Source organism: Mesorhizobium sp. WSM4840 (genome assembly GCF_055811755.1).
The window spans coordinates 45,489-57,764 of sequence record NZ_JBVVQD010000004.1 but is presented as its reverse complement, the minus strand read 5'-3'; the positions used below and the strand labels follow the sequence as shown (position 1 = coordinate 57,764).

3 protein-coding genes are annotated in these 12,276 nt (G+C 64.3%); all 3 read right to left on the bottom strand.

Translation table 11 applies throughout. The annotated features are described in order from the left end of the window. Nucleotides 1-175 precede the first annotated feature (175 nt). Entirely contained in the window at nucleotides 176-1,831 is a 1,656-nt protein-coding gene (locus tag AC0L3I_RS07825) for an ABC transporter substrate-binding protein (protein WP_473526533.1), read from the bottom strand. A gap of 397 nt (nucleotides 1,832-2,228) precedes the next feature. Continuing rightward, nucleotides 2,229-10,145, bottom strand: coding sequence for a translocation/assembly module TamB domain-containing protein (locus AC0L3I_RS07820; RefSeq protein ID WP_473526532.1), 7,917 nt, complete (start codon nucleotides 10,143-10,145; stop codon nucleotides 2,229-2,231). Further along, nucleotides 10,145-12,073 carry an autotransporter assembly complex protein TamA gene (locus tag AC0L3I_RS07815; RefSeq protein ID WP_473526531.1) on the bottom strand — a complete coding sequence of 643 codons (1,929 nt, stop codon included), beginning with the start codon at nucleotides 12,071-12,073 and terminating at the stop codon, nucleotides 10,145-10,147. The genes AC0L3I_RS07820 and AC0L3I_RS07815 overlap by 1 nt, the downstream gene beginning before the upstream one ends. Nucleotides 12,074-12,276 lie beyond the last annotated feature (203 nt).

Sequence of the window (12,276 nt, the reverse complement as noted above, 5' to 3'; positions counted from 1 at the left end):
CAGCCGCTATCGGCAGAGCTGGCTGTCAAACGGACCCTCAGAATGCGATCAACCCTGTCTTATTGCACGCCCCCATCCGAAGAGTCCGCGCTTTTCTTGCTGCGCCTACTTTCGGTCTGGAATCATGCATGGCGTGGGTGGAAGGGGCGAACCGCCCCTTCCACGATCGATCCGATCAGGCCTCCTCGTCGAGCCAGACCTTGCCGTAGTCGCGCTCGAAGGTCGGGTGCATGGCGTAGTTCTTAACACCAGCCACCGAGTGACTGTAGAGCTTGCGCCAGTAGGGCTGGATGATGATGCCGGAATCCTGCAGGATCTGCTCGATGTCCTTCATCATCTCCTTGCGCTTGGCGGCGTCGGCGACCGAAAGCGCGGCGTTGAGCTTGGCATCCCATTCGGGATTCGACCAGGCGGTTTCGTTCCAGGCTTCTCCGGTGCGGTAGCCGATCGCCAGAACCTGGACGCCGAGCGGCCGCATGTTCCAGTTGGTCATCGACAGCGGATACTTCGTCCAGTCGTTCCAGAACGTCGAACCCGGCAGCACCGTGCGCTTCACCTTGATGCCGGCGTCGCGCATCTGCGCGGCGATCGCATCGCCGGTATTCTTGTGCCAGTCTTCGTCGACCGTGATCAGCTCGTGCTCGAAATCGGCCTGACCGGCTTCCTCCATCAGCGCCTTCGCCTTGGCCGGATCGCGGGCAATCTTTGGCAGCTCGTAATATTCCGGATGGACCGGGCTGACATGGTGGTTTTCGGCGACAGTGCCGGCATTGCCGTTGCCGAGCTGGAGCACGACAGCGTTGTCGACCGCGAGCTGCAGCGCATTGCGAACCTTCTGGTCGTCATAAGGCTTGTTGGTCACGTTGGTGCGGCAGACGATGGTCGCTGCGGTGACCACCTCGTACTTGACCAGGTCGACACCGTCGAGGATCGACACATAATCGGCCGACGTCTCGAAATTGGTATGGACCTCTCCCGATTCGAAGGCGCTGACCGTGGCTGCGGGATCAGTGCCGTAGTCGATGAACTCGATGCCGTCGAGAAAGACCTCGCCGTCCCACCACTTGTTGTCTTCGCGGCGCTTGTAGACGACTTTTTGGCCGACATCGTAGGAGACGAGTTCGAACGGGCCGGTGCCGATCGGGCAGGCTTTGAAATCACCACCCTTTTCGTCGAAGGTCTTGTGGACGATGAGACCGGGATAGTCGCACACATTGGGGATGAGCGCGATATCCGGCGTGCTGAGCTTCAGCTTGACCGTCAAATCGTCGACCTTGGTGACTGCGCTCTCATCCAGCTTGTCGTCCTTGACCAGCGAGCCGAGACGGCCGGGCATGGAATTGCCTTCGGCCTTCTTGTCGGCCCAACGCTTGAAGTTGAAGATGACGTCGTCCGCGGTGAACGGATCGCCGTTGTTCCAGGTGACGCCCTTGCGCACATGTAGTGTGTACTCGGTGGCATCATCGTTGACGTCCCAGCTCTCAAGCAGGTAGGGGCGGAACGTGTATTCGGTTGTGTACTTGACCAACGGCTCGAGAGCCTGGCGCTCGGCATTGGCGATTTCCGACCAGTCGGCCTTGCGCGGATCCTTCGCATCCTTGATCCACATAGCGACCTTCAATATGCCGCCCTTCTTGCCCTGTACGTCCTGCGCTCTCGCTGGGGTCGGGTCGGCGAGGCCAAGCATACCATAGGCCATCGCCGTGGACGCGCCGAAGACGCTGGCCAAAGCGAGAAACTCGCGGCGATCGACACGTCCGGCCCTGGCTTCTTCGGCCATTGCATGGATGTGATCCGGAACGCGATCGCCATTACTCTTGTAGATTGTCATCACGAACTCCCATTGTTGGCTTTCTGCCTTTTACCATTCCGCATCCGGGCCATGATGTCAAAAACGGCACGGATTGGGAACATGCCAAGGAATGTGCAACTTTGGAAGGGAAGCAGTTCGCGTGATAACGACAGTCTTGGCGCAAAATTGCTATTGCCCGGCAGATTTCGTTCGAATCTCCGGCATCGATTAAACTGAGACATTCACGACAGCGCCGCGCGTCCTGCGGGGCGCGCAATGGACGCTGTATCACTTTGATTTTGCGCATGATCCCTGACCGAAAATCGATTCGGATTTTCGGCGTCATGCGCCAAGCTTGCACAGCGCCAGCGATCCCGGACAGGGTGCCAAACGTCAACGACTCTCGGTCGCCAGAACCTTTCGGGGTCGGCCGGCTTCAGTATTCGCGTTCGTAGAAAACGCCGCCCTTGGCTTCGCCGGCATCGGTGGCCTCGCCGCGCAATTTGACGCCGCGCCCGACGTCGAGATCGATCGCCGCCTTGCCCGAACCCGGCTTGTCGCCCTTCTGGATCGTCACATAGGTGCGGTCGTTGAGATATTTGCCCGCCGAGACCGCGGTGCCGCCCTCCTCGTCGGTGATGACGTCGAGATCGTCGACGCCGATCGCACTGCGCAGGTTCTGGAGCAGCGAGGTCGAGCCGCCGACACCGGCCAGCTGCGCGGCGGCTTCGGCAAGCTGGGCGATCTGCAGCGGCGACAGGTTCGACATCGAGCGGCCGAAAATCAGTTGCGCCAGAACCTCGTCTTCCGGCAGCGCCGGCACCGACGAGAAGTTGAATTTCGGATTGGTCGCCTCGCCCGATACCACGATCGTGACGGTGGCGCTGCTCGTCGTCGATGTCGCCGTGAGGTTGAGATAAGGTACCAGCGAGCCTGAAAAGCCGACCGTGCCTTCGGTGAAGGTCAGCCGCTTGGCGAGGATCGTCAGCCGCCCGCGCTGCAAGTCAAAGGTGCCGACCGCTTGCGGCGACGATGCCGGGCCGGTCAGCCGCAGCGAACCGCCAAGCTCGGCATCGACACCCCTGCCCTGGATGAAAATCTGGCTCGGCGCGTTGACCGTGACATCGAGATTGAGGCCGCCGCCACCGCCGCTACCGCTCGCAGTCGCCGGGCGCAACGCCTTGTCCTGCGCGCGCACGGCGGCCGGTGCGTTCCTGTGCTTGACGTCGAGCGCCGCTAGCGAACCCGGCAGCTTTTCGGGAACGGTGATCACGGTCTTGGCCAGGTTGATCGTGCCCGAAATCACCGGCGCCGACGCGAGCGGTCCCTTGATGGTGAGGTCGCCGCCGAGATTGGCGGTGACCACCCTGCCGTCGGTATAGCGGCCGTCGACGAGCTTGACCGACAGGTCGGCCGGAAAGCCTTGCGCCGGATTGATGCCGACCGTGCCGCTGGCCGACAGGCTGCCGCGCGTCGACAAATTGCCGGTCAGGCGGTTGATCCTGGCGACGCCACCGCCGATCGCCACATCGGCGGTGATATCGTTGATCGCAAGTCCCGAGCGTGCATCGATCAGGCGGGCACCCGACGTGCGGACCGTGCCTGTGATCACCGGCGACGTCGCCGGGCCGCGCACCTTCAAATCGACGTCGGCCGTGCCGCTCAACGACAGGCCTTGCGCGGCGAGTGTCCGGGTGAGGAAGGCGAACGGCACCTTGCCGGAAAAGTCGAGATCAAGGGTGGGCGTGCCTGATGTCGTCATCGTGCCGCCGCCCTTGAGGCCGAGACCGGCGGCATCGCTCATGTTGGCGTCGAAGGTCAGTCTGTTGCCCGAATACGTGCCGGAGGACGAAACGCCCATGCCGCCGAAACCGGCACCGCGGGTCTGCGACGTCTGGACGCCTGCGGCGTCGATCTTGAAGGCGACGGCCGGATTGGTCGGCGCGCCCGTCACCTTCACCGTGCCCGAGATCGAGCCGGCGGCATCGAGGCCCGGCGAGAAACTGTTGGCGAGCGACATCGGCACCCGCGCCAGCGTCGCGTTGAGATTGAGCGCCTCCCCGACCTTACCCGAAACCGTCGCCGTGCCGCCGCCGAGGTTGAGCGCGAGCCGATCCAGGCTGGTGGTGCCGTTGGCGATGGTGATGGTCGAGGCCTGCGCGATCGCTGCTTTGATGCCGCGCATGGTCGCCTGGCCGGAGGTGAGCTCGACCGTCGTCGTGCCGTCGGCGATCCTGACGCGGCCGGCGGCCCTGGCCGGAATGTCCTTGACGGTGGCGCCGCCGGAAAAGCCTGTCCAGTCGCCGTCACGCTTGAGATCGACATCGATGCCGCGAATGACGGTGCCACCGGAGGTGACGCTGTCGGCACGGATCTTTCCGGAGATCACCGGTGCCGCGAGATAGTTGGCGATCGATGCATCGATGGTGACCGTCTTTGCCGAAACATCGTCGCGTGAAATCGAAGCCGTCGAAGCCTTGATGGTGACCTCAGGCACATTGCCGGTCTTCGAGAAATCGATCGTGCCGCGCACGTCGCCTTCCGCCTTTTCCAGCGCAAGGGCTGCGAGCGGTCCGATGTCAGGCAGGTCGAGCGCCACGGTGCCTTCGGGCACGAAGGCCTCATCAAGTGCCAGGTCGCCCGATATCCGGTTCTTGCCGAGTGACAGCAAAAGCCCGTTGATGGCGCGCTTGCCGTCGGAGGTCGCCAGCACGGCACTGCCTTGCAGGGGCTGGCCCGCGACATTTCCGGTCAGTTGGACATTGGCCGCCGGGTTGGCGGCATCGGCCTTGCCGGTGGCGGTGAGCCTCAGCCCGGTGATCTCGCGTTCGGCCACCGAGAGCCGGTCGCTGTTGACCGTCAGCGACAGGTCGGGCGCGGTGCCGGCGCCTTGCACGTTCAGCGCGAAAGCGATGGCGCCCTTGGCATCCCCGGACAGAAGCGAGATGTCGGACAGCGCGCCCTTGACGTCGGCGCTGACCTTGTTGTCGGCGAGGCTGGCCTGCCCGTCGGCGCTGAATGCACCTGATACCAGCCTGATGGCGTTGGCGGTGACATTGCCGTTGGCGTCGCGCTTCAGTACCGCGCTGAGCTGCGTCCGCTCGGCGAGCACGCCGCGCGCTGCCGCCGGCAGTGCTGCGGAAGCCGCATCCGCCCTGAGGTTGAGATCGATGGCGCCGTCGGCCAGCGAGACCCTTCCGTTAAAGCCGCTGTCCAGTGCCTCGCTCGTCACCGAGCCGCTGTCGATGACGATGGTATCGGTAGCGAGATCGCCGGCGACCTTGGCAGTGATCTTGCCGGCGAGCAGCGGCGCGATGGTTGGATTGTTCAGGCCGACCTTGTCCGCCGTCACCGTGCCGGAAATCGGCCCTGTCCGACTTTTCACATCGAAGGCGTCCGAGTGCAATGCCAGGGTGAGCACCTCGACCTTAGCTAGATTGGTGGCGGCCGAAGGCAGAACAGCGGAGATATCGAGCTTCGGCTGGGTGCCCTGCCCTGCAGCCTTTACCGAAAGCGCCTGCAACTCGAGATTGATCGGGCTCTCGGTACTGCCAAGCGCCAGCGGCAGGCTCGGGCCGGTCGAAGCCAGGTCGAGCGCAAAATCGCTGGCGCCGTTCGGGTTGATGGTGCCGGCGGCCTTGCCGGAAATTTTGTCACCGGCAAGCGTCGCGTGGTCGATGGCGACGCCGCCGGCGGAGGAGAAGCTGCCTGCCGCATCGAGGTTGAGCGGGCCGAGCCCCGCCTGGCGGGTCTGGCTGGTCTCGGCGCCGCTGAGCTGCGCACTGAAACGAATGTCGGGGGCTGCCGACGGTCCCATCACTTGCGCCGTTCCGCCGAGCGTGCCCGCAGCGTCGAGGCCCGGTGAAAAATCATTGGCAAGCGCGGCCGGCAGCGCGGAAAACTCTGCCGCGATGTCGAGTGTCTGGCCGGCGGTGCCGGACACGGTCACCGATCCGCCGCCGACATCGAGCATCAGCTTCTCAATGCTGGCCGTGCCATTGGCGATGTTTAAGCTCGATGACTGCGCGATCGCCGCCTTGATGCCGCGAATTGTCGCTTCGCCCGAGGCGATCTCGACGCTTGTCGTGCCGTCGGCGATCTTCACCCTGCCTTCGGCCCTGGCCGGGATGTCCTTGACGGTGGCGCCGCCGGAAAAGCCTGTCCAGTCGCCGTCACGCTTGAGATCGACATCGATGCCGCGAATGACGGTGCCGCCGGAGGTGACGCTGTCGGCACGGATTTTTCCGGAGATCACCGGTGCGGCGAGATAGTTAGCAATCAGTGCATCGATGGTGACCGTCTTTGCCGAAACATCGCCGCGTGAAATCGAAGCCGTCGAAGCCTTGATGGTGACCTCAGGCGCATTGCCGGTCTTCGAGAAGGCGATCGTGCCACGCACGTCGCCGTTAGCTTTTTCCAGCGCCAGGGCTGCGAGCGGACTGATATCGGGTAGATCCAGCGCCACCGTGCCGAGCGGCAGGAATCTATCGTCGAGAGCAAGGTCGCCCGAAACTTTGTTGTCGCCCAGCGACAGGCTTAGTCCGTCTATGGACCGCTTTCCCTGGCGCGTTACCAGCGACGCCTTGAAATCGAGTGGCTCGTCATTGACGGATCCGGTGAGCGAGATATCGGCCGCAGGGCTGGCGATGTCGCCCTTCCCCGTCGCGGTGAGCCTCAACCCGGTGATTTCTCGCGCCGCCACCGAAAGCCGGTCGCTATCGACCGTCAGCGACAGGTCCGGCGCTGTACCGGCGCCCTGCGCCTTCAGCGCGAACGTTATGGCGCCCTTGGCATCCCCGGACAGAAGCGAGATGTCGGACAGCGCGCCCTTGACGTCGGCGCTGACCTTGTTGTCGGCGAGGCTGGCCTGCCCGTCGGCGCTGAATGCACCTGATACCAGCCTGATGGCGTTGGCGGTGACATTGCCGTTGGCGTCGCGCTTCAGTACCGCGCTGAGCTGCGTCCGCTCGGCGAGCACGCCGCGCGCTGCCGCCGGCAGTGCTGCGGAAGCCGCATCCGCCCTGAGGTTGAGATCGATGGCGCCGTCGGCCAGCGAGACCCTTCCGTTAAAGCCGCTGTCCAGTGCCTCGCTCGTCACCGAGCCGCTGTCGATGACGATGGTATCGGTAGCGAGATCGCCGGCGACCTTGGCAGTGATCTTTCCGGCGAGCAGCGGCGCGATGGTTGGATTGTTCAGGCCGATCTTGTCCGCCGTCACCGTGCCGGAAATCGGCCCTGTCCGGCCCTTCAGATCGAAGGCGTCGGAATGGAGCGCAAGCGCGATGCCTTCGGCCTTGGCGAGGTTGGTGGCGACCGACGGCAGTGTCGCGGAGATATTCAGCGTCGATTGCATGCCCTGCCCCGCGACCTCCACCGACAGCGCCTGCAACTCGAGATTGATCGGGCTCTCGGTGCTGCCAAGCGCCAGCGGCAGGCTCGGGCCGGTCGAGGCCAGGTCGAGCGCAAAATCGCTGGCGCCGTTCGGGTTGATGGTGCCGGCGGCCTTGCCGGAAATTTTGTCACCGGCAAGCGTCGCGTGGTCGATGGCAATGCCGCCGGCGGACGAGAAACTGCCTGCCGCATCGAAGGTGAGCGGCCCGAGCCCCGCCTGGCGGGTCTGGCTGGTCTCGGCGCCGCTGAGCTGCGCATTGAAACGAATGTCGGGGGCTGCCGACGGTCCCGTCACTTGCGCCGTTCCACCGAGCGTACCCGCAGCGATGAGGCCGGGTGAAAAATCATTGGCAAGGGCGGCCGGCAGTGCGGAAAACTCCGCCGCGAGGTCGAGCGTCGGGCCGGCGGTGCCGGACATGGTCACCGATCCGCCGCCGACATCGAGCAGCAGCTTTTCGATGCTGGCCGTGCCATTGGCGATGCTCAGGGTCGACGGCCGCGCGATCGCCGCCTTGATGCCGCGAATGGTCGCTTCGCCGGAAGCGATCTCGACGCTTGTCGTGCCGTCGGCGATCTTCACCCTGCCCTCGGCCGTGGCCGGAATGTCCTTGACGGTGGCGCCGCCGGAAAACCCGGTCCAGTCGCCGTCACGCTTGAGATCGACACCGATGTCGCTGATCACGGTGGCCCCCGAAGTGACCGTTTCAGCCTTGATCGTGCCGGAGATCGCCGGTGCCTTGAGATAGTTGGCAACCAGCGCCTTGACGGCGATGGTCTTTGCCGCCAGATCGCCGCGCGAAATAGACCCGCTCGTCAGATCGATCGCGACCGTCGGCGCGCCACCATCACTCGAGAGGCGGATGCTGCCCTGCACGTCGCCTGCCGCCGTCTGCCCGGCAAGTGCGGCCAGCGGCCCAATATCGGGCGCTTCGAGTGTCAGCGTGCCGAGTGGCAGCAAGCTGTCGTCGAGAGCGAGATCGCCCGAGACCTTGTTGTCGGCCAGCGACAGGCTAAGCCCGTTGATGGAACGCTTGCCGTCGCTCGTCACCAACGATGCCCTAAGATCGAGCGGCTGGTCGTCGACGGACCCTGTCAGTGCGACATCGGCAGCGGGATTGGCGATGTCGGCCTTCCCCGTCGCAGTCAGCTTGATCGTCTTGACCGTGCGGCCCGACGCGGTCAGGCTGTCGCTGTCGGCCGAGACTGAGAAATCCGGCGCCGTGCGCGCGCCGCTCGCCGTCAGCGCGAAATCGACGGCCCCGCCGACCGGTACGCCAACCATCGGCGACAGCACCGAAACGTCACCGAGCGTACCCCTGATGTCGGCCTGGATGTCGGTGCCCGTCGCGCTGGCGGTGCCGCTGGCGCTGAGCGAGCCCGAAGTGAATTGCAGTGCATTGGCGGCAAACAAGCCTTGCGGGTCGCGGGTCGCGGTCGCCGAGAATGTCACACGCTCGCCGAGAACCGGGCGGATCTGCGGCGGCAGCGCTGTCGAGACGGCATCGGCATTCATCTTGAGCGTCATCGCCAAATCGGCCAGCGTCACCTTGGACGTCACCGAGGCATTGAGCGCATCGCTGCGCAGCGTGCCTTGATCGACGACGATCTCGTCCTTGCTGACCGACCCGGCGAGGTCGGCGGTCACCCTGCCGGTCACCAGCGGCGCCAGCGTCGCCACGTCGGTGTTGAGGCCACCGGCCGCAAGCTTGATAGTGAGCGGTCCGCTGCGGTCCTCGATGTCGAAGCCGTCGGAATGGATTTCAGCCGCCAGATCGTCCACCCGCGTGCCGCCCGCAACCACCGAGACCAGCGACGCGCCGATGTCGACTATCGGCGCCTTGCCGCCGCCGAACGCGCGCGCCGTGGCGCCGGTGATCGCGACGGTCACCGGCTGCGCCGTGGTGCCGAGACTGAGCACGATTGGTGGACCCTTGGCGGCGAGCTCCACCGAAAGGTCGCTGGCGCCGTTGGGGTCGATGATGCCCGCCGCCGTGCCATGCACGGCATCGCTGTCGATGCTGGCGCGCTCGACCTCGACGCCGCCCGTCATGATCGCGGTTCCGGCAAGGTCGAAGCTGGTCTTGCCGGCAAACAAGGACTTCAGATTGTCGGGCATGAAGCGCTGGAAGTCGCCGTCGCCCTTGGCCTCGACATAGTTGCCCTTGTCGGTGAGCTGGTGGCGACCGGTCAGCTGGGTGACGATCTGGCCGTCGACGACGAAGGTACCGATGCCGCTCCAGTTGGCGACCGGCCCCGTGCCGGTGACGACGATGTTGACCGGCGGCGCATCCGGCAAATTGAGCAGATTGGCGATGATGCCGCCGGCCGGCTCGGATGCCTTCAGATCGAGGTCGAGCTTATTGTCGGCGGGCGCGAAATGGATGTTGGCGTCGACCTTGCCTTGCTTGCCGTCGTGGCGGGTGATGTTGAGGCTGGTTTCTAGCGCCAATGGCGCCGCGTCGGCCTTGAACGAACCCTTGGCCGCGAGCTCTGCGATATCGCTGCCGGCCAGCGCCTGCCCGACCGCGATTTCCGGCAGGTCGACCTGCTTGATGTCGAGCGACACCGGCAGCGTGGTGGCGCCACCTTGGCTCGGCTGGGTGCCGGCCACCGGCAGCCGCGCCATTTCGATGCGATCGGCGGCGATGCGGCCGGCGCTGAAGTTTTTCGACAGAAGCGCCAGCGGCGACCAGTCGACGGCCACCTTGCGCGCCACCAGCCAGGCGCCCTGGCGATCCTCCAGCACCACATGATCGACAGTCAGCGCACCGGACCAGATGCCGTCGATGCCGCTGACCCTGACCTTCTGGTCATCGGTCGACGCCATGGTCGAGATGATGCCGGCGAGATTGTCGCGGCCGCGCTCGGTCTTGGTCAGCACGACGAGCGCACCGACCACCGCCGCCACCACGATGAGCAGCGTGTAAAGGACAATGCGGAGGATGCGCTTGACCATTGTCATCAGAACGCCTGGCCGATGCCGGCATAGATGCCGAAATGCGGGTCATCGGGACCCCGGTTGAGCGGCACCGCCGCATCGATGCGCAGCGGTCCGAACGGCGTAATATAGCGCAAGCCGACGCCGGCGCCGACCTTCATGCCAGAAAAATCTGGGAATTGCCTGGTCGAGACGGTGCCGGCATCGACGAACGGCACGAAGCCGATCGTGTCGGTGATGGCGATGCGCATCTCGACCGAGGTCTCGAACAACGAAAGCCCGCCGATCGGCTGTCCGTCGGCGTCCTTCGGACCGATGCCCTGATAGGCATAACCGCGCACCGAGCCGCCGCCGCCTGAATAGAAGCGCTGGTCGGCCGGAACTTCCTGAAGGCCGGCACCGATGATCGAGCCGATGGCGACGCGTTCGGCCAGGATGAATTTCGAAGCCGTGTCGAGCGACTGATAGGTCGATCCTTCGCCCCTCAGCTTGACGAAGGCCGCACCGTTCAAAATCTCGTAGCTCGGCTCGGCATAGGCCAGCGCCCTGAATCCCGTCGTCGGGTTCAGCCGGTTGTCGCGGTTGTCATAGACATATCGCAGCGGAACGCTGGCAATCAGATAGGTGTGCTTGCCGAAAGAATCGGTGATCTTCGAATAGTCGAGCGCGACTTCCGCGGAAACCGTCTGCTGCTTGTCGAGTTCATAAGACAGGCCGGTGTTGCCCTTGACCGAGAAATTGTCGTAGGCGTCGGGATGCTCTAATACGGTGCTGACGCCGGCGAAGAATTTCGACGCCGGACCGACGACTCCTGGCTTTTCGAACATGATGCCGGCATTGTAGTTGAGCTCGGTAAACTCATTGCTGCCGATACCGCTGATTGCGCCCTCGATGCGCAGCTTTTCGGCACGGCCGAACAGGTTGCGGTGGCCCCAATAGCCTTCGAGGCCGAGCCCTTCGGTGTTGGAGAAGGTGCCGCCAAGGCCGAAATAGCGCGGCTTGCGCTCACTCACTTCGACGCCGATCGGGATGTTGCCGTCGGCGTCGAGACCGTCGGCCTCCTTCAGCGTCACGCTGTTGAAGACTTCCAGCCCGAGCAGACGGTCGCGCGCTTCGTCGATCTCTTCCGGCGAATATTGGCGGCCTCGCTTCAGGCCGGTCATATATTCGGTGAAATCGCGGTCGACCTTTTCGGTGCCCTCGACCGTGGTGTCGCCGTAGCCGGCAACCGGCCCGGCCGCCACGGTCAGCGTTACGTCGAGCGTCGAGGTGGCGTGGTCGGCGACAATCTCGCGGTCCGTCACCTTGGCCAGCGGCCTGCCTTCCTCTTTGAGCGCCCGCACGATCGACGCCTCGGCCTTGAGCACGGCACCGGAACCGGCATCGCCGCCGGCGATCAGGCCGAAATCGGCGTCCGCCAGCCCCGCCGCATCGCCCTCCAGCCTGATGTCGCCAAGCGTGAATTTCGGCCCGGTCGCAATGTTGATCACCACCGGGATCGGCTGCGGACCCGAAAATTCGGCGTCGGGCGGCAAATCGTCGAGCGGCTTGCCTTCGATGGTGATGGTGACGACGCCCTCATAGCGGGCGTCCGCGTAAAGTGCGGCGACAAGCTGATCGCGGTCGCCACGCGCCTTGGCCAGCAGGCCGAGCGAACCAGAGACTGGACGTTCTTCGTCGTCCTTCAGCGCCGAGGCGTTTTCGAGCTTCTCGGCGAGGTCCTCGTCGGCGTCGGGCGCCTCGATGGTCACCGCATAGCGCAGCGGATCGACGATGTCGGCGTCTTCGTCCTCTGACGATCCCCACAGCTTGATGCCGAAGATCTCGAAAGCGGCCGCATTTCCGCTCGCGGCAACCAATGCAGTCGAGCACAGCAAGGCGAAAAGCAGGGCGTGCGAAAGCACACGCCGTGGCGCGGTTCCTCCCGACATCTGCCTTTCATACGCCGACATTACAACTCTACACTAGCTGCCAAAGCTAAAATTGGAATGAAGTTCTGAATTGCTCGTAAAGGAGCCACAATCCAATTGTCTGAAATGGACAGGGCTTGGAATTCACACCTTCTGCGTCGCCGCAAGAATGCGTGATCCCTGTCCTATGGAGGTACTACCGGTCATCGGCCGGAAAGGAAACCGTTGGCAGGCGGAACCTGCCG

Bases quoted from the DNA above. Each gene is read 5' to 3' on its own strand.
- AC0L3I_RS07825 (WP_473526533.1), bottom strand. From the start codon at position 1,831: ATGACAATCTACAAGAGTAATGGCGATCGCGTTCCGGATCACATCCAT.
- AC0L3I_RS07820 (WP_473526532.1), bottom strand. From the start codon at position 10,145: ATGACAATGGTCAAGCGCATCCTCCGCATTGTCCTTTACACGCTGCTC.
- AC0L3I_RS07815 (WP_473526531.1), bottom strand. From the start codon at position 12,073: ATGTCGGCGTATGAAAGGCAGATGTCGGGAGGAACCGCGCCACGGCGT.